Below are 18,712 nucleotides of genomic sequence, written 5' to 3'. Positions count from 1 at the left end.
GCAACAATACCTGCTCGCAATGACGACTCAGTATCCATGCAGGAATGACATTGTGATCCACACAACAAAGCCCTTTTCAATAGCAAACTACTTTTTTAATTTGCTATTATAGGTCTTTAGTAATTGTTTCATAATAATAGATTGTCTATGCCAGTCCATGATAGGAACTGCAGGGCTACCGCCGACGATTTTACCTGCCTCTATATTTTGTGTTACACCGCCTTGTGCTGCTACCTGTGTCCCGTCGCCTATATTTAGATGTCCGGCGATTCCTACTTGCCCTCCAAGAGCACAATATTTACCGATCGTGCTACTTCCTGCTATACCTGCTTGTGCTACGATAATAGAACCTTTACCTATTTTTACTCCATGTCCTATTTGTACTAAATTATCTATGCGGCATAAATCTTCTATAATAGTATCTTGAAGCGAACCTCTATCAATAGTAGTGTTGCTACCAATTTCAACATTATTGCCGATTTTAACTATTCCTATATGAAATATTTTATGATGTACGCCTTTTTCGGTAGAAAAGCCAAACCCGTCTTGTCCTATTTTTGCTCCTGCAAGTATTACGATGTCGTCACCTATAATTGCATAATTTATTGAAACATGTTGTTCTATTCTAGCGTTTCTGCCGATATTTACGCCTCTACCTATAAAACTTCCGGCTTCTATAATACTATTATCACCTATAATAACCTCGTCTTCAATAACTACATTGTGACCTATATAACAATTCTTTCCGATAGTCGCCGAATCTGCAACAATAGCGGATTTCATTATTTTAGCAGGGTATGATTTAATAGGAGCATAAAAAAAATCAATCAATTTGCCGTAAGCAAAATATGAATTCTCGGCATGTATTAAAAGAGTATTTGGATTTGCTTCTCCCGTAAAATTTTTCGGCACTATACAAGCAGCAGCTTTGGTAGTTTTTAAAAATTCGGAGTATTTAGGATTGCTTAAAAAGCTAATATCATTTGGTGATGCTTCCTGCAGAATTTTAATATCATGAATAGCTATATCTTCATGAATCTTAGGAGGTTCTATAATATTGTGTAAAAAATCTATAATTGCCGTTAGTTTTCGTGGTCCTAAATTTTTATAAAAATTACTACTTACCATATGAAACTTTAAGCAAATTAATCATTAGCGAAAGTATATAAGTGATAGTTTTATTATGCAACAAAATTTACAGGTAGTATAAAAGGTATTGCTAAGTAAAGAATGATATCGTCATTGTGAGCAGGCATTATTGTGTGGATCAATTCTATCACTGTCATCCCGCGACTTGATCACGGGATCCAGTTAAAAATACTAATAATATTAGTATTTTTAGTTGTTTTCTGGATACCGTGGTCAAGCCAAGGTATGACCTAGAACGCATTTTTCGATCTACGCAACAATGCTGAGCTAGAATGACAAACCAGTCATGCAATAATGAAAAAATTTCTGAAATCAATAATCATATTGACTTGTTTAGAGTTTTGCTTAGAATCATCTTGGAACAGCTAAGGTTGTTCTGGAGTATAGAAACCTCCATCAACAGGCGGTAAAACCACCGTTAAATTGGTTTATTCCTCGATATTTTACGGTCGGGGAGGTAGTAGTCATGTTCAGGGCTTAGAGTATAACTTTAAGCCTAAAAACTACTCAGCTGTTCTTGTTGACGGTGTTTCTAACTCCCTGATCACCAATCGGGCTTTAACTTAGCTTCTTGGTGATCAAACTTGAATCATTTAAGTTTAATCAGGAGAACTAAGCCGTTATGAACACTAAAACAGTAGAAGAAAAATAGCCATTATTGAGCCGTATCTAGATTTTATTATTAAAGACAAAGACTTATTACGTGAAATTTATCCAAATGGCATAAATAGGGAATTAAGAATAGAACTTATTTTAGCTGAAAAACCTTATACATCATATTCTTACTACAAATTAATCAGAAATTTATTCAAATTGCCATACCGAAAAATTATACTTATAATCGATAAACAACTTTTAAAAGCATCGCTTGGTTTATTTCGTTCAATTATTCTCGGCACTTTATTATATCTAAACTTAGTTAAAATTTTTATTTATGACAAGAATGATTTTGTATTGAATATACGAGCTTTAAAAAGTAACGAAAATTACTTTTTGTTATATAAAATTAATTACTTTAAAAAACTGATTAACTTAGAGTAATTAAATAAGCAGAAAGAAGAAGAATTGAAATAGTGGAGGCAAGTAGACTATTTGCTCCACTAAGCGACAGTATATTAAGTAATACTTTTTTGTGTAACAAAATTTACAGATAGCATAAAAATTTAAAGGGTTGGGACAAATTGTTCCCCTTCTATGTAAAATATAAAATATTATATTTAATTTAAGGGCTTTAGCAATAAACTTTGCTCCTTCATCACCTATGTTGCACCAAGAAATTTTAAATTTAGTAGTACCATCTCTTAAGCCGTTAGCTTTAGCTTGGTTTTTAAATCCTCTTTTTTCTAGAAATTCTATTAATTCTTTCATATCTATATCCTTATTAAATCTTATAAGTTTTAATATTTTGTTAAAAAAATAACTAAAATATGGATAAACTGTAATAAGTAGTTTTAAGAATGCAATAGAAATTTAATTAGAAGTGTAAATAAATGAATTGAGATTGATTTAAAGAAGAATCACTAGAAAGATTCAACATTATCTAACTTTTTTTGGACAGCAAAAAGTCCTTAATTTATAATGTGTTCGCTGTTTGAGGTGTATATAAATTGGAATAGAAATAAAGAATGGTGGCCACGGTTGGAATTGAACCAACGACACAAGGATTTTCAGTCCTTTGCTCTACCGACTGAGCTACATGGCCGTATATACTCGTTTAATTTGAAAAATTGGCTATGTCGTTCTACAAGTACTGCGGTACTCACGTATAAGCGCTGCGTTCCTCGTCTTGTGAACTCCTTGCTCTTTTCCAAATTAAACTTCGTCTACTTACTCCTCATTTATTCAGAGTATGCCTAAATCGTCATTGCGAGCGACTGAAAGGAGCGTGGCAATCCAGAAAAGATAATAAAAAAAATTCTATAAATTAGAATTTTTTAACTGGATTGCTTCGTCGAAATTTGCAGTTTCTCCTCGCAATGACTGGAAAACCAAATACAACAATAAGCTTATAATAGATTAATCGGCTTTTGTCTATTCTTAATTAGTAATATTAGACAAAAATACTTAATTATGATATTATGAGCGTTTATTTTTATAACGGTTTTTATGATCAAAATCGGCACTATTGAGCTTTCTTCAAATATTATACTAGCTCCAATGTCGGGTGTTACGGATTTGGAATTTAGAAGATTGGTGAAAAGATTCGGTGCAGGGCTTGTAGTTTCTGAAATGGTAGCAAGTAGAGCAATGATTGTGGAATCTAGGCAGTCACTACAAAAAAGTGCTATTATGCGTGATGATGCAACAAGTGCTTGTATACAGCTAGCGGGCTGTGAGCCGAATGTAATAGCTGAAGCTGCTAAAATGAACGAGGATATGGGGGCAAAAATTATCGATCTTAATTTTGGCTGTCCGGCAAAAAAAGTAGTAGGCGGTTATTCAGGCTCAGCTCTAATGAGGAATGAGCAGCTGGCATCTAAGATTTTTGAAGCTACCGTTAAAGCGGTTAAGCTGCCGGTAACCGTTAAAATGCGTATGGGCTGGGATGATAATACGAAAAATGCTCCGACTTTAGCCAAAATTGCTGAAAGCTCAGGTGTTCAGATGGTTACCGTTCACGGTAGAACTAGATGTCAGTTTTATTCCGGTAATGCCGATTGGGATTTTATACGATCAGTTAAAGAAGCGGTAAAAATTCCGGTTATTGCTAACGGTGATATTACTAATTTTGCCAAAGCAAAAGAAGCCCTGCAAAAATCCGGTGCGGACGGTATTATGGTCGGTAGAGGAGCATACGGCAAACCTTGGCTTATTTCACAAATTGATCATTACCTTAAAACAGGTGAAGAAAAATCTGCTCCCTCTATAGCAGAGCAGCTAGATATTGTAACAGAGCATTATGATGCAATACTTGATTATTACGGTGAATCCGTGGGCGTACCTATTGCACGTAAGCATATTGGTTGGTATAGTAGCGGTTTACCGAATTCGGCAGAGTTTAGAGGTGCCGTTAATTTGATGAACGATCCCGTAGCGGTAAAAGAGAAAATTGCGGAATTTTATAATAATGTTATGAAAGAGTAAGCGTTGTTGCATGTATCAATTCCACCTCTGTCATCCCGCGACTTGATTGCGGGATCTAGTTTAAAATACTAATATATTATTAGTATTTTAAGTTATTTTTCTGGATACCGTGGTCAAGCCATGACCTAGAACGCATTTTTTGATCCACGTAACAATGCTTGAATGGGTAGTAATGAGAAATATTTTAAGTTTTATTTTTATAATATTGTTTTTTAATTTAAGTTATGCGGATGAAAAAGCAGCGATTATAACTGATTATAAACCGGTATTTTTGCCTGTAATTGCTGAGAATAAAAAAATAAAAATCGCTATTCGTTCTTATTTAAATAATGAAAAATCATATTTCGTTTTAGTAGATCCGAATTCTTTTAAAACTGAAATAGCCCTACAAGAGCTGGTAATTTTACCTACGAATAAAATAGAAAAAGAAAATCTTCTAAAAAAATTAAATAAAACTCCGTATATTAAAGTTTTAAATAAATATAGCTTTATACAGCGTCATTCACAAAGCTTGACACAGGATGAATTTAAGAGTAAGTCTGCGGAGCAATAGTACGTGAGCAAAGACTTAACTCGAAAAATTCGCCTGTGTCAAGCTTTGTGAATGACGCTGTACAACAAAATTACGGTGCTACGAGTAGCATGTATAAAGTAAAAGGTCAATTTCTTACGATTGATATGTGTACTTCTTCCAAAAGCTTTGAAGAAGATTTTTTTAAAAAGCTCGTAGAATTATCGATCAAACTAAATAAACCTATTCCGATTGCTATATGTATTTCAGGATTATGGATTAATAAACATCAAGAGGAGTTTTTGTGGCTAATAAAGCAACAAGAAAACGGTTATTTACAAATAACATGGGTTAATCATTCGTTTAGTCATCCTTATTTTAAAGATAAACCTCTTGAAGATAATTTCCTTCTTTCCAATAAAGATGATTTTGAAAATGAAGTATTAGAAGCAGGGAAAATATTAGTAAGTTATAATATTGCTCCGTCGCCTTTCTTTCGTTTCCCTGGATTAGTTTCTGATCAAACATTAATAGAAAAACTAAAAGATTTGGGATTTATCCCGCTTGGCAGTAAGGCATGGCTTGCTAAAGGCGAAAAAGTTCAAAATGGTTCTTTTATATTGGTACACGGTAATAGTAACGAAAAAGCCGGAATAAATTTAATTATGCCGATGTTACCGGAATTAAAATTACTTCCTATTGAAAAGGCATTTTTATTACATGACAATTGATTAGTTAGATATTAATAATTAGTAGTTATCATATTGATAATAGCTATTATAGCTAATATAATAATTATACAAACTAAATAAAGTAACAATATGAAAAGTATTAGTAGTAAAGAAGCTCAAAATCATTTTGGGGAGTTGATGAATCAAGCAGTAAAATCACCGGTAATTATAAATAAATACGGTAAACCCACAGTTGTTCTTATATCACATGAAGAATATGAGAAATTTAATCAGCTTGAAGATATGTATTGGGCAATGCAAGCAAAAAATGTGAGTAAAAGCGGTTTTTTATCAGAGGAAGAGAGTAAGGATTTTTTAAATAAGATATTAAAGGAATAAATATGACTTTAATATTATCAAAAAGTTCACAAAAGTTTATTGAAAAGTTAGATACGAAGCAAGCACGGCAAATAGCAATTAAGATTAAAGAATTGTGTGAATTAATAAACCACCCTAATGATAGTAAGCTTTTAAAAGGTTTAACATATAGCTAGACCATAGTAAATAGGTACAGTTAAATAAACTTTAGTACGTGTTCTACAGCCATACTGATATCTTTGAATTGCCCCGTAACTTTTCTTATTTCGTTCTTAATCTTAAACCAATAATGTTCTATAGGATTTAAGTCTGGGCTATATGTAGGTAAGAATAAAATTCTGCACCCAACCGACTCGATTAATTCTCTTATTATATTATTCTTATGGAAGTTGATATTATCCATAATTACTGTTTGTCCAGGATGTAATTCTTTAGTTAATATAGTCTCTACATAGGTTGTAAATATTTCTTTATTACAATTTCCTTCAAATATTACTGGCGCTATAATTTGATTATTACGAAGCCCCGCTATCATACTGATCCTGGATTTATGTTGATACACTTTGTTTCCATAACATCTAGTACCTTTTATACTCCATCCATATTCTCTACAAGCATTATCTTCTATTCCTGACTCATCAATGAATACTAGAGTTTCTTTAGAAATTTGCTGTATCTTTTCTATAAATTCATTCCTTAAACCAATATCCCTTCTGGGATGAAGATGACTTTTTTTTATAAGTGTACCCTAGTAGTTTTCTATAGTAATTTATTCTAGTTCTTTGTAATCTATTACCTAGTATAATACTTAATTCTTTAGCTGTTTTATCATGATTATTGATAATTAATTCTTCAAATTCTTTGAGATTTATTTTTGCATTATAACCCTTTGCTGGACCATAAGGTTTTGCTTTTATATCTCCTGTTTCCCATTTAAGAGTTTTCCATCTATATATAGTGTTACGACCTATATTGAATATTTTACATGCTTTAACAATTGAGAGCCCATCATCTAGAGCTTTGAATAGTTTCATTCTTAAATCGTAACTGTAACTGCTTGCCATAATTTATTTATTATCATTTATAACATATATATTAGCATAGTATGTACCTATTTACTATGGTCTAGCTATACTATAGAGTTGATGTAGGAGAATTTAGAATAATTTATCAAAAAGATAAAATTAAAACATATATCTTTCTTATAGGAAAAAGAAATGATGGAGAAGTTTATAAATTATTTAAAATAAAAATTAAATAGTTCATAATTATAACTTAACTTTTCTAGTAGGACTTTTATCTCTTTGAATATCAAGTTTTGTACCGAATAGCGGAGAATTTTGTAAAAAATCAATAAGGGAAGATTCTTGTGAATTTGTTATAATGCTACACAAACGTTTGTTTTCGTCTAATACTTCTAGATTTACTTCGATTAAAGGCGGGGATAGTAGGTGCTTAATAATTTCATACCATTCTATTAAAATTAAATTACCGTTTAATGCTTCTTCAAATCCAAGTTCATAAATTTCTTCAGGTGATTTTAGACGATAAAGATCATAATGATAAATATAGTCAATTGATCCACGTTTACTGCTTCGTTGCTCGTCGTCTCGCCTATTAGTATATAGGCTTCGCTCCCCACGCCTGTCATCAAACGAGTCTGAATTGACTATGGTGAAATTAGGAACTTGATATGTTTGCAGTAAGTTAAAAGTCGGGCTTATAATGCTTGTATTTTCACCGCAAAAATATTTAATAATTTCACGACAAAAAAATGTTTTACCTGCTCCAAGGTCACCGTTAAATAAAACTATATCATTTGGTTTTAAGCTTTGTGCTAAAAGCTTTGCAAGTTTTTTTGTCTCTTCTTTGCTATTTAGTGTATGCATTTTTTAACTTGATCAATCATTTGTAAATATTGGTTCTGAAAAGTGCTTGAATTAATATTCTGAACATTCCAGTTTTCGCTATTTAATATTATTATTTTAGCGTTTAATTTATCGTATAATCGTGAATTTTGTTCGTTACTTAAAATAAGACATTTGTTATTAGACTCTTTAATTAAATCTTCTAGCTTGCTTATATATCGGAGGCTTTTTTGACTTTCGCTATATAATTTTGCAGTTTTAATATTAGTATTAATAAAAAAATACTCGCTACTGTCACTTAATAAAATTACGTCTTTTATCGTTGCAAGCTCGTTATTTTTAATTTCTTGTAGTTTGTTTAATTCTTTAAGTGCTGCAAAAAGGTTATTATTAATATCTTCTTGTAGCTCAGGAAAATTTTCGCTAAATATTCGTGCAAATTCTTGTAGTAAAATCGCGGCATTATTAAGATCAAGCCAAATATGCCAATTATCTTTTATAGTGGTTAAAGATTTAATATCACTGATTTTGATAATGTTTTTGCTATGATTATCAATTAATTTCTCGGCAAAACCGTCAAATTGTTCATTAATATAAATTGCTATATCGGCATTTTTAACTTTTACTAAATCACTAGGTTTTAAATTATAATGATGCGGGCAGTCACTACTAATAGCTAAGCTCTCAATATCCGCTTTATCTTTAACAAGCATCGAAACAATACTACTAATTGGCGTAATACTTACAACTATCTTAGGCTTAGCATAGCTAGTAAGGCTGAAGAATAGTAGATATAATATGATTAAAATTTTAACTTTTATGTCATTGCGAGGAGGCATTGTTGCGTGGACCGGTAAAACCCACTGTGTCACCCCGTGGCTTGACACAGTGGGTTTTACCGGTCCACGCAACAATGCCTCCTCGCAATGACGGTTTGACATACTAGCTCTCATAATTTCTCCAACAACTCCAATTTACTAGGTTTGAAATCCTGCTCTATCCAAAAATTTTTTAGATATTCTAGTTTTGCTCCTATCTCTTTTTTTTCTATATTCATATTTAACAAATCATTACCGTTTACTTGGAATTTAGGACGTAATAACGCATCATATTTAAGGATAAATTCTTTTGCTTGTGAATGATTTAATTTACCGATTATGCTAGCTGCTAATAAATATTCCTTATAATTCTTTTTTTCAAACCAAATTTTCTTTATGTTAAATTTAGCTTCATTCAGAAAGTTCGTTATTGATAATATTTGCATTGCTTCATGTCTTGAGAATTTCCAATCTAGAAAGACCTTTAAATTTAAATCTTTTTGACAATATAATAAGAGTGCATATCGAGTAGCTAATTCTAATTTAAAATCATTTGCCTGCTCAAAAAATTTTATTTCATAATTTTGGATAGAGAATATTAGTTCTAATATTCCTATTTCAAACATAGCTTTTAAAATTTGTGCTGCTCTTTTTGAAACAATAATTTTATCCATTTCGCTTTTTATTCGTTCTCGTGATAAAGTTTTTAAGCCGTCTTTTAAAGCTTTACATGCTTTAAAGCTGCCATCATCAAGCTGATTCGCATAATAGCTAGAAAACCGAAAAAAGCGTAGAATTCGCAAATAATCTTCTTTAATTCTATCTAGAGCTTCCCCTATAAATACAACCTTTTCCTGCTGCAAATCCTTAAACCCTTCAAAATAATCATATATCTCGTTCTTAAAGGGACAATAGCTTAAAGCATTAATAGTAAAATCTCGTCTTGCGGCATCTTCAGCAAAATCGTTGGTGAATACTACTTTGGCATGTCTACCGTTACATTCGATATCTTTTCTAAGAGTCGTGATCTCAAATTTTTCATTATTTAAAATAGCCGTAATCGTGCCAGATTTTAAACCGGTCGGAATAGTTTTTATTTTAGCTCCAGATAAAATATTTGTTACTTCACTAGGTATCAAATTAGTAGCTATATCTATATCATAGCTATCTTTCTCAAGTAGATCTCTTGGATAACTTGCTTCTAAAGGTAATTTGTACGTCGATCCAGTACTCGAATCCTCACGTACGTCTATGTACGCTGCGGTTCTGCGTTCCGTGTCTCCTTCAAATTCCTCTTTATTAGCTTCGTTATGCAAGAGATCTAGTAACGCATCACGTACGCAGCCGCCTATAAGTCTTGCTTGTCCTTTTTCATTTAAGAGACTCAAGATTTTTCTATATCCTTTTGAGGGGATTTTTAATGTTTTATGTATAACTTGCATTACTTGGTTTTACCTATAGTATCGGATAGTTTTTAAAAAGACTTTGATGTCATCCTAGCTAAAAGCTGGACCTTGTTGTATGGCTCGTTTATGTCATTCCCGCGGAAGCGGGAATGACATAGAACAAAAACAGTCCGGTACTAAGATTTTACCGTACATTCCTTTTTATTGCAAAAGATAAGTATAACAGGGCTTTTTTTAAAAAAATCTTTATTAATCGTTATTAAGCTCCCGCGGCATTTAGATTTATAATTGAGATTAATATGAATTTCGGCTTTCTCACAATGATTATTTTTGTTAATGACAATTTTCTGTCCGTGATTAGTTATGAAAATATTATCCTCTAAGGGTAACACCGCACTATCTTTCTGTCCAAACCAATTAGTCCAGTAAGTAAACTGTAAAAATACATTAGAATTTCTAGTAAAAGTTAATATTAGGCAAACACAAAAAATGAAAAAAATTGTTGTAAATGAAAGCTCAAAATCAAGCGAAAAATAAACAATAATACCGTAAATAAAACTAATAAAATACCAAATATTTAAATTATTATACTCTGCTTCCAAAGTTATTTTAAAATATTGTAGCATTTTCTATCAAAAGTTAAAAATGCATTATACGTCATATCTGTTATATTTTCAATAATTAGAACAAAATTCTCCTGTAATTATAGTTAAGATAAATTAACTTATATATTGCTTTTTATTAACTTATTCATTACAATGCCTAACGTTTATGTATATAAAATTTTAATTTAAATTGAGATATTTGTAATGAATAAGTTAACAGAACAAAATTTACTAAAAAAATCAAGATTTTTAAAATATTCTCTGCTTGCCTCTATTTCAGTAGGAGCAATAATTGCAATACCTTTTGAGAGTATGGCGATGAGTAAAGAAGCATTTCGTATCGACCTCGGTAATAAATTGTTGAATAACTTGTCACAATTAAACGGAAACAAAGATACGACAAATACCCCGCAGCAGATAGGAACAGTAATTGTACCGGAACCGAACACATATACTCCATCTGAAATAAGAGAAATGGAAATATTTAACAAACCTAAGGCATCTAATCCATTAAAAGATGTTCCTGTAGAGGATCATTATAAAAAGATAGCACGTAGTAAGTCTGATGTCGGAAAAGCAAGAAAAGTACGACCACCTAATAGAAGCAAAACATTTGTAGACAGTGAAAAAACAGAACGAAGTCAAAATACTTATACTTCTGAACCGACAGAGCAAACGCCTCAAAAACCAGAGATTATAATAACAGCATCTTCGCCTACTGTTAGTCCAGCTTCAAATAGCTTTGTCACTGCACCTAATATGCCAAGTACTACCCTGACATCACCGGAACATTATACTACGGCACCTAGTACTCCATCAACACCGGCGACTCCGTATCAGCCTACTCCAGATTCTAAACCAAATGATAGTGTAGGAGTTAATACACCACCAAGTACAAGCTCAAAGGTAGTACAAAAACTATCGTTTAGTAGCGAGCCGCAACAGATAGTACAACTTAGTAAACCAACGGTTCCTCCGAGACCGATAACACCTGTACCGTTGCCTATAAAAAAAAGCAGTACTGAAATTGCAGCAGGAATGGTAAGTAATATATCACGAGTTAATGAGACGATAGGAATCAAGTTAGCTGAAGTAACACAGGCTATTAAAGATACTACAGGTAAAAAAAATAAAAAACCATTGCAGAAGTTGCATACGCAGCTAACTTCATCACAAAAAACAGCAAAAAAACTAAAGTCAGAAGCTGAAAGGATAGGACAAAAAATAATAGCATTAGATGAAGCAAATACGAGTCTAAGCGATTGGAACAAAAAGAAAGGAGGAATAAAAAATAAACATGAATCTGATAAAGATACGATAAAAGTAGGAAAAAATAATAAAGAAATAGAAAAACTTAAAAAAGAGTTAGTAAGTAGAAACAGTGAAGCAGATACGTTATTTCAGAAAATAGAAAAAATAGATATTCCAGTAAATAAAGTTTCGATAAAATCGCAGAGAACAGTTCCGGTTACAACGGCGTCAACCAAAGTTAGCGCGTTTCAAGCACAGCAAGCAAGAATTAATGAGGCTCAGCAAGATGTATTAGGAAATCAACAACATATTGCTGCAGAAAAAACAAAAAAACAGCGGCAAGCAGAGGATAAGCAAAGAACAGAAAGAGAAAAGAAAAGAAAAGAAAAAGCAAGAGATATAGTAGAAATCAGGGAAGATATTGCAAAAAAAATGCAGTTAATGCAGTCAACAATGAGTGGTTATAGTGAAATACTGCCGAAAAAGTTGGAAGAATTGGAAACAAGAGTAGGAAATATAAAAGATAAAAAGAAAAAACAAGAAGCACAAAAGCAGTTATCAGAAATAAAGAAACAAGAAAAAGCTATAAAAACGGCAGCAGATAAAGCTAAAGAAGTAGCTGCTAGTGCGAAAAAAGAAACAAGTAGAACGGCATTACGAGCCATGCAAGATAAAATGAATGGTTATTCTGAACAATTAAATAAGATAGAGGAAAATCTAAAGTTATTAACTTCTGTTGTTTATAATAGTTCTACCGGTTCTACTTATAAGCAGCCGCCAAAAGCAAAGCCAACCATGCCATTAAGTCGTGGGGTTCAGAGAATTTTAGGTGAACAACTGGAGGATGAAGATGGATACTTAGTGTCAACAAAAGTTCAGCAGCAACCTTATACAGTAATGTTGTCGAGTCAAGAAATAGAGGACCCTAAAAGTATGGATTCAGGCTTGGGGAGCTTATCAAACGGCACTTTAGGTAAAGAAACAGATGAAGATGCCGGATTTTATTCAGGTTGGGGAAATGAGCATCATAAGGAGTCTAGTTTAAGTGTAGATAGTGGATTAACAAAAAAGGCAGCTCAGCTTATAAGCCTTTTAGATGCAAAGAGAACCGAAATACTGCAAACAACCAGTCCTTCACAACAAAAATCACTTAATTTAGCTTTACAGGAAATAGAAAATGATAAAGATTATGTAGATACCTATATAAGAGTATTAAGCAATAAAATACAAAAAATAGAAGAATTGCCTGGCTCAAGTTCTAGAAGTGAGGAACTTAATCATATTAAAGAAGCAATGGCTTATATAAGTGATCGTATACAGGATGTAGAGGAATTAGATGAAAACATGCTTTTAGCAATAAATGCACTATTACAAGAGCATGATGAAAAAATTTCTTCGTTACTTCTAGAGAAGTATACAAGCGAAGAAGCTGAAGACATTCTTGCTCAGTCATTGTTACAAGAAATGTTAGTGTCGGATGGTAAATCAGAATCTACCTTACCTACAGGAGATGAAGAACAAGAAGACACAGAAGTAACAGACGTAAGTGGAAAATTATCTTTATTACCTGTATCAAGTAATGAGTATGCATTAGCATTAAGTGACGGTAGCGAAGATGAAGAAGATGAGGAAAGTTATGATTCAGGATTTGAAGAGGAAGAAGAAACAATAGAGCAATTATCCGATTCCGATGGGGGTAACCTTAAAATAACGGAAGTTGATACGGCTGTTCCTCTTGAACAGAAAGCAAAAAAAGAAATGCAAACGCAAATTTCAGAAAACGCTCCTACTTTAAATCAAGCGAAAGTTGTTAATACTATTGTAAATAATATGATTCGTAACAGATTAGATGCATCTATGAATATGTCTAATAATATGGTAGCAGTAGGAGCCGGTGATGAAGAAGAGTCTCGTATAAAAAGAGGTTTGTGGATGCGTGGTATGTACGGCACTAATAATCATGGACGCGTTGACAATATGACCGGTTATAGAGGTACTAACAAAGGTGCTACTATTGGGTTTGACGTTGAAATCGACAATAATATTCTAGGTATAGCTTATAGTAATGTTCATTCAGTATTTAAATTTAAAAATAGTAAAAATAATGATAAAGAACTTATTAATAGCCATGTAGTTTCTATTTACGGACAAAAAGAATTACCGAGGAATTTTGCACTACAAGCTTTAGTATCTGCTTCTAAAAACTTTATTAAAGATAAGACAACTTATTCATATGGTGATACTAAAATTAGAAGTAATGTAAAACATCGCAATCATAGTTATAATGCAGAAGCATTACTGAATTATAATTATCTTTTGCAGAACAAGCTCGTTATTACTCCAAATATCGGCTTAAGATACGGGAAGTCACGAGACGGGGTATATAATGAAACCGGTATTAACGTACAAGAAATAGCTCTTACAATGAAAGAGAATAATATATTGTCCGGAATTGTCGGTACTAAAGTCAAAGTACCTTTAAAAGATGCTCTAAAATTTAATAATTTAGGTCTAACATTCCAAGGAGCGGTAGAACATAATTTTAAAGAGAAAACCCAAAGAATAAATAGAGTTGTTAAAATATTTGATAATACATTCAAACAGGATTATCTAATACCGAAGCAACCGAAAACATCCTATAATTTAGGAACGGGTATTATAGGCAGTATCAAGAATACTACTATTTCTTTGGATTATAATTATTATCTAAATAAACATTATAGAAGTCATCAAGGTAGTGTTAAGTTTAAGGTAAACCTATAATTTTTATACTTGCAATATTTGCAAAGTTGTTGTATAAAACTTCTAACTTACTGTCATACCGTGGTCATATGACTAATATATCTATTTGCCTACTTTAAGAAGGCCCCTTCGTCTAGCGGTTAGGACATCACCCTTTCACGGTGGGAACACGGGTTCGAGTCCCGTAGGGGTCACCATTCTATATTTTCCTATAAATTCATTATCTCAAATAATCTAATTTTAAATTCAGAATAAAAATAATAGTTGAAAATAATAACTTTTAATTTATAATGCTTCAAAAAGTTTGGTTGAAAACGCAAAGTTCAGTTCAATTAGAGCTATATAATACAACCAATAAAATTTTATGAAGTATATTTATGAAAGCAGATGTGTTTTCTTCAAAAAATCCAGTTAATACAAGTGATTATCAAACAATTATAGCGTGTCTAGAAAAGAATACCCCTTCATTTGTTCATCTAGATTTTAGCAATCTACATTTAACGCTTCCGCAGTTAGAGGAAATAGCCGCTAAAATCCAAAATAATAATTTTATCGGTAATATAGCTAGACCATAGTAAATAGGTACATACTATGCTAATATATATGTTATAAATGATAATAAATAAATTATGGCAAGCAGTTACAGTTACGATTTAAGAATGAAACTATTCAAAGCTCTAGATGATGGGCTCTCAATTGTTAAAGCATGTAAAATATTCAATATAGGTCGTAACACTATATATAGATGGAAAACTCTTAAATGGGAAACAGGAGATATAAAAGCAAAACCTTATGGTCCAGCAAAGGGTTATAATGCAAAAATAAATCTCAAAGAATTTGAAGAATTAATTATCAATAATCATGATAAAACAGCTAAAGAATTAAGTATTATACTAGGTAATAGATTACAAAGAACTAGAATAAATTACTATAGAAAACTACTAGGGTACACTTATAAAAAAAAGTCATCTTCATCCCAGAAGGGATATTGGTTTAAGGAATGAATTTATAGAAAAGATACAGCAAATTTCTAAAGAAACTCTAGTATTCATTGATGAGTCAGGAATAGAAGATAATGCTTGTAGAGAATATGGATGGAGTATAAAAGGTACTAGATGTTATGGAAACAAAGTGTATCAACATAAATCCAGGATCAGTATGATAGCGGGGCTTCGTAATAATCAAATTATAGCGCCAGTAATATTTGAAGGAAATTGTAATAAAGAAATATTTACAACCTATGTAGAGACTATATTAACTAAAGAATTACATCCTGGACAAACAGTAATTATGGATAATATCAACTTCCATAAGAATAATATAATAAGAGAATTAATCGAGTCGGTTGGGTGCAGAATTTTATTCTTACCTACATATAGCCCAGACTTAAATCCTATAGAACATTATTGGTTTAAGATTAAGAACGAAATAAGAAAAGTTACGGGGCAATTCAAGATATCAGTATGGCTGTAGAACACGTACTAAAGTTTATTTAACTGTACCTATTTACTATGGTCTAGCTATACTTTATCTATACTTAAATTGTAAACCTTCAGATTTGATCTGACATATTAAGATTGAAATTAGACGAGTTTGTGGGTATGTAGATAACTAAGGAGTTATCTATCATATCCACGAACTAAATATAAAACTCAATTAATAGGAACAATATGTCAAATTATGATCAAAAAATAATCAAACCTAAATTAGGATTATTAGAACTTGCAAAACAACTAGGTAGTGTTAGTACTGCGTGTAAAGTAATGGGCTATTCAAGAGATAGCTTTTACCGTTTCAAGGAACTATATGAGATGGGCGGAGAAGCGGCTCTTGTGGATATGAGTCGTAAGAAACCTATAGTAAAGAATCGTGTATCAGAACATATAGAACAAGCAGTAATAAATCTTGCTATAGAGAATCCTGCTCTTGGTCAGCTTCGTGCGAGCCAAGCACTAATAAAGCAAGGTATTATAGTGTCATCCAGTGGTGTACGTTCTATCTGGCTACGCAACGATCTTGAAACTCTAAAGAAACGACTCAAAGCTTTAGAAGCTAAATCTGCACAGGACGGTATCTTACTGACAGAAGAGCAGATATCTGCTTTAAAAAAAGCAAAACAAATTAAAGAGGCTCATGGAGAAATTGATACTCAGCATCCCGGTTATCTTGGTGCACAAGACACCTATTATGTCGGTAATATGAAAGGAGTAGGTAGAATATACCAACAAACCTTTATTGACACTTATTCTAGAGTGGCTATTTGCAAACTCTATACTGATAAATCTGCAATAACATCCGCTGATATTTTAAATGATAAGGTAATACCTTTCTTTAATAATCATGATGTACCACTACTGAGAATCCTTACAGATAGAGGAACGGAATATTGTGGTAAGGTAGAACATCATGCTTTTGAGTTATATTTGGCTATAGAAAATATTGATCATACTAAAACTAAGGCACGTTCTCCTCAAACTAATGGAATATGCGAAAGATTACATAGAACTTTAAAAGATGAATTTTATGATATAGCTTTCCGTAAAAAGATTTATAGCTCATTAGAGGATTTACAGATTGACTTAGATCAATATTTAAACAAATATAACAATACTAGACCGCATTCTGGAAAGTTCTGTTATGGAAAAACTCCTATGCAAACTTTCAAGGATAGCATTAAAATTGCTCAAGATAAGTCTATTAATTCTTACTTATCTGACAGCACTTTTGCTGCTTAATCAATCTCTACCTGTCAGATCAAGTGTACGGGCTGTTGAAAAAGTTATAAAAAGAAGTAGAAAAGAGTTAATCTAAGGAATAAGCTGTATTTTTATGCTTAAATGAAGGTGTAAAGATGCAGGGTTATAAGCTTGATCAAAGTGTGAGATGTAATAGCCTTAGCTTAAGGCACATGATACCTAATGATCATTTATTAGTGAGGATTCATGAAGCTAAAGAATTAGAGTTTTCTTTTATCTATGAAATAACTAAGAATCGTTATTGTGCTAATTACGGACGTCCATCAATTGATCCTGTATTATTTTTTAGGATGCAAATAATAAGTTACTTATATGGTATAAAGTCAAATAGACGATTATGTAAAGAAATTCAGTTAAATATAGCATATAGGTGGTTTTGTGGTTTAAGTTTAGAGGATAAAGTACCGGATCATTCATCATTAAGTAGGATAAGAGATAGATTTGGGGTAGAACTATTTCAAGAAATATTTATAAGCTTGATTAAGCAATGGTATGAACTAGATATTATAAAAGGAGAAACAATTATTTCAGATGCCTCTTTAGTTGAATCTAATGCCTCTATGAATAGCCTAATATTAAGAAAAGATCAAGGTGATTCACAAAAGAGAGAATTAAAAAAATATGAACGTCGTTATCATGATTTCCGAGAAGGGAAAAAAGTAAGGAAAATATCTAATCAAACTCATGTCAGTAGGACAGATCCTGATTGTAGTCTTGTATCAAGAACTAATGGTTATAAAAAGCTATGTTATAAGACCCACTACTCAATTGATTCAGATTCACGTATTATAATAGATTGTTATGTAAGTACAGGATCACAACATGAGTGTATTGTACTTCCAAGTAGAGTTTGGAATATATTAAATAATTTTTCTTTTAGAGTAAAAGAATGGATAGCAGACAAAGGTTATGGTAGAGGTCCAACCTATGGATATTTTAAATTACTTGGAATTACAACTTATATACCTTTACATGTAGATAATCTTGGTGAAGGAAAAATAAGTAGGGGGAATTTCAATATGATAGAGAACAGGATAGATATAAGTGTCCACAGGGACATTATCTTTATCCGTATGATAAATTAGATAAAAAACAAATAAAACGTTATCGTATTACAGGAGGGCATTGTAAAAATTGCTCTCTAAAATCAGGTTGTATTTCTGATAATTATAGTAATAGAGGACGATTTATTTATCGTAATCCTTATCAGGATGAAATAGATGAGGTAAAGGTCAGACAGAATAGAATTGATTTTAAGAAAAAACTAATTGAGAGAAAGTGGAAAATAGAAGGTCTATTTGGTGAAGCTAAGGAGAATCATGGTTTACGAGGAGCAAAATTTAGAAGTGTACAGAAAACACAGATTCAAATACTGATGATTGCGATAGTACAAAATTTTAAACGGATACTTAAAATTATTTTTTGGTTTTTTTATCTACTGCTATTAAAGATAAAAAAATATTAAAGTATTTG

The 18,712-nt window shown here is 31.9% G+C and carries 16 protein-coding genes, 2 tRNA genes and 2 pseudogenes; 12 read left to right on the top strand and 8 right to left on the bottom strand.

Annotated features, from left to right (window positions below):
* Nucleotides 1–87: 87 nt before the first annotated feature.
* The gene (gene lpxD, locus REIP_RS01825; protein ID WP_023507397.1) at nt 88–1,128 is read right to left on the bottom strand and encodes a UDP-3-O-(3-hydroxymyristoyl)glucosamine N-acyltransferase; all 1,041 of its coding nucleotides are present in this window, start codon (nt 1,126–1,128) and stop codon (nt 88–90) included.
* A gap of 132 nt (nt 1,129–1,260) precedes the next feature.
* On the opposite strand from lpxD, the gene REIP_RS13305 reads away from it, so the two are divergent.
* Entirely contained in the window at nt 1,261–1,383 is a 123-nt protein-coding gene (locus REIP_RS13305) for a hypothetical protein (RefSeq protein ID WP_331385724.1), read from the top strand.
* Nucleotides 1,384–2,190: 807 nt separating this feature from the next.
* Here REIP_RS13305 and REIP_RS01820 read toward each other — a convergent pair.
* Nucleotides 2,191–2,517: a hypothetical protein gene (locus tag REIP_RS01820; protein ID WP_045803667.1), complete on the bottom strand. Its 327-nt coding sequence runs from the start codon at nt 2,515–2,517 to the stop codon at nt 2,191–2,193.
* Between the two features lie 258 nt (nt 2,518–2,775).
* Nucleotides 2,776–2,851 (bottom strand) — tRNA-Phe (locus REIP_RS01815).
* A gap of 404 nt (nt 2,852–3,255) precedes the next feature.
* Here REIP_RS01815 and dusB point away from each other — a divergent pair.
* The 4 genes and pseudogenes from dusB (at nt 3,256) to REIP_RS01790 (ending at nt 5,969) form a co-directional block, all read left to right on the top strand.
* Nucleotides 3,256–4,233 carry a tRNA dihydrouridine synthase DusB gene (dusB, locus tag REIP_RS01810; RefSeq protein WP_045803666.1) on the top strand — a complete coding sequence of 326 codons (978 nt, stop codon included), beginning with the start codon at nt 3,256–3,258 and terminating at the stop codon, nt 4,231–4,233.
* 172 nt (nt 4,234–4,405) lie between these two features.
* A pseudogene (locus tag REIP_RS08380) lies at nt 4,406–5,475 on the top strand (palindromic element RPE3 domain-containing protein).
* A 90-nt stretch (nt 5,476–5,565) separates the two neighbouring features.
* Nucleotides 5,566–5,814 carry a type II toxin-antitoxin system Phd/YefM family antitoxin gene (locus REIP_RS01795; protein ID WP_082068201.1) on the top strand — a complete coding sequence of 83 codons (249 nt, stop codon included), beginning with the start codon at nt 5,566–5,568 and terminating at the stop codon, nt 5,812–5,814.
* A 2-nt stretch (nt 5,815–5,816) separates the two neighbouring features.
* Nucleotides 5,817–5,969, top strand: coding sequence for a type II toxin-antitoxin system RelE family toxin (locus tag REIP_RS01790; RefSeq protein WP_231569163.1), 153 nt, complete (start codon nt 5,817–5,819; stop codon nt 5,967–5,969).
* Between the two features lie 20 nt (nt 5,970–5,989).
* Here the strand turns inward: REIP_RS01790 and REIP_RS09005 are convergent.
* From REIP_RS09005 to REIP_RS12125, 5 genes are all read right to left on the bottom strand, one after another.
* Nucleotides 5,990–6,857 (bottom strand): IS630 family transposase gene (locus REIP_RS09005; protein WP_156147374.1). Its coding sequence is split into 2 segments (ribosomal slippage): nt 5,990–6,529 and nt 6,531–6,857, totalling 867 coding nucleotides; the frame shifts between segments, so codons are not numbered across the junction.
* Between the two features lie 204 nt (nt 6,858–7,061).
* Nucleotides 7,062–7,682 (bottom strand): tRNA (adenosine(37)-N6)-threonylcarbamoyltransferase complex ATPase subunit type 1 TsaE, encoded by a 621-nt coding sequence (tsaE, locus tag REIP_RS01775; RefSeq protein WP_045803665.1) that lies wholly within the window; start codon nt 7,680–7,682, stop codon nt 7,062–7,064.
* Complete coding sequence (locus tag REIP_RS01770) at nt 7,670–8,500, bottom strand: metal ABC transporter solute-binding protein, Zn/Mn family (RefSeq protein WP_410525697.1); 831 nt, start codon at nt 8,498–8,500, stop codon at nt 7,670–7,672. The genes tsaE and REIP_RS01770 overlap by 13 nt, the downstream gene beginning before the upstream one ends.
* A 110-nt stretch (nt 8,501–8,610) precedes the next feature.
* Complete coding sequence (locus REIP_RS01765) at nt 8,611–9,921, bottom strand: palindromic element RPE1 domain-containing protein (RefSeq protein ID WP_045803663.1); 1,311 nt, start codon at nt 9,919–9,921, stop codon at nt 8,611–8,613.
* 140 nt (nt 9,922–10,061) lie between these two features.
* A complete protein-coding gene (locus REIP_RS12125; protein ID WP_045803662.1) occupies nt 10,062–10,511 on the bottom strand; it encodes a hypothetical protein in 450 nt (149 codons plus the stop codon).
* Between the two features lie 183 nt (nt 10,512–10,694).
* Between REIP_RS12125 and REIP_RS01755 the strand changes: the two genes are divergently transcribed.
* The 7 genes and pseudogenes from REIP_RS01755 to REIP_RS13560 all read left to right on the top strand — a co-directional run bounded on the left by REIP_RS01755 (nt 10,695) and on the right by REIP_RS13560 (nt 18,704).
* Complete coding sequence (locus REIP_RS01755; protein WP_045803661.1) at nt 10,695–14,504, top strand: autotransporter domain-containing protein; 3,810 nt, start codon at nt 10,695–10,697, stop codon at nt 14,502–14,504.
* A gap of 101 nt (nt 14,505–14,605) precedes the next feature.
* Nucleotides 14,606–14,680: transfer RNA gene (locus tag REIP_RS01750), tRNA-Glu, on the top strand.
* A 180-nt stretch (nt 14,681–14,860) separates the two neighbouring features.
* Nucleotides 14,861–15,058: a hypothetical protein gene (locus REIP_RS01745; RefSeq protein WP_045803660.1), complete on the top strand. Its 198-nt coding sequence runs from the start codon at nt 14,861–14,863 to the stop codon at nt 15,056–15,058.
* A gap of 54 nt (nt 15,059–15,112) precedes the next feature.
* Nucleotides 15,113–15,979, top strand: a pseudogene (locus REIP_RS08990) (IS630 family transposase).
* Between the two features lie 174 nt (nt 15,980–16,153).
* Nucleotides 16,154–17,218 carry an IS481 family transposase gene (locus REIP_RS01730; protein ID WP_045803566.1) on the top strand — a complete coding sequence of 355 codons (1,065 nt, stop codon included), beginning with the start codon at nt 16,154–16,156 and terminating at the stop codon, nt 17,216–17,218.
* Nucleotides 17,219–17,391: 173 nt separating this feature from the next.
* Nucleotides 17,392–18,324: a transposase gene (locus tag REIP_RS01725; RefSeq protein WP_197069182.1), complete on the top strand. Its 933-nt coding sequence runs from the start codon at nt 17,392–17,394 to the stop codon at nt 18,322–18,324.
* Between the two features lie 11 nt (nt 18,325–18,335).
* Entirely contained in the window at nt 18,336–18,704 is a 369-nt protein-coding gene (locus tag REIP_RS13560) for a transposase (protein WP_410525696.1), read from the top strand.
* The last annotated feature ends 8 nt before the right edge of the window (nt 18,705–18,712 follow it).

It is taken from the genome of Rickettsia endosymbiont of Ixodes pacificus (assembly GCF_000965155.1).
GTDB classification, from domain to species: domain Bacteria; phylum Pseudomonadota; class Alphaproteobacteria; order Rickettsiales; family Rickettsiaceae; genus Rickettsia; species Rickettsia tamurae.
Note: the sequence above shows the minus strand (reverse complement) of the source record. Positions and strands in the feature narration are given on the sequence as shown.

Excerpts from the sequence above, each read along its gene's own strand:
- REIP_RS01745 (WP_045803660.1), top strand. The coding sequence starts at position 14,861 with ATGAAAGCAGATGTGTTTTCTTCAAAAAATCCAGTTAATACAAGTGAT.
- REIP_RS01795 (WP_082068201.1), top strand. The coding sequence starts at position 5,566 with ATGAAAAGTATTAGTAGTAAAGAAGCTCAAAATCATTTTGGGGAGTTG.
- REIP_RS01765 (WP_045803663.1), bottom strand. The coding sequence starts at position 9,921 with ATGCAAGTTATACATAAAACATTAAAAATCCCCTCAAAAGGATATAGA.
- REIP_RS12125 (WP_045803662.1), bottom strand. The coding sequence starts at position 10,511 with ATGCTACAATATTTTAAAATAACTTTGGAAGCAGAGTATAATAATTTA.
- REIP_RS01730 (WP_045803566.1), top strand. The coding sequence starts at position 16,154 with ATGTCAAATTATGATCAAAAAATAATCAAACCTAAATTAGGATTATTA.
- REIP_RS01725 (WP_197069182.1), top strand. The coding sequence starts at position 17,392 with ATGATACCTAATGATCATTTATTAGTGAGGATTCATGAAGCTAAAGAA.
- REIP_RS01790 (WP_231569163.1), top strand. The coding sequence starts at position 5,817 with ATGACTTTAATATTATCAAAAAGTTCACAAAAGTTTATTGAAAAGTTA.
- REIP_RS01820 (WP_045803667.1), bottom strand. The coding sequence starts at position 2,517 with ATGAAAGAATTAATAGAATTTCTAGAAAAAAGAGGATTTAAAAACCAA.
- tsaE (WP_045803665.1), bottom strand. The coding sequence starts at position 7,682 with ATGCATACACTAAATAGCAAAGAAGAGACAAAAAAACTTGCAAAGCTT.
- REIP_RS01770 (WP_410525697.1), bottom strand. The coding sequence starts at position 8,500 with ATGCCTCCTCGCAATGACATAAAAGTTAAAATTTTAATCATATTATAT.
- REIP_RS01755 (WP_045803661.1), top strand. The coding sequence starts at position 10,695 with ATGAATAAGTTAACAGAACAAAATTTACTAAAAAAATCAAGATTTTTA.
- dusB (WP_045803666.1), top strand. The coding sequence starts at position 3,256 with ATGATCAAAATCGGCACTATTGAGCTTTCTTCAAATATTATACTAGCT.
- lpxD (WP_023507397.1), bottom strand. The coding sequence starts at position 1,128 with ATGGTAAGTAGTAATTTTTATAAAAATTTAGGACCACGAAAACTAACG.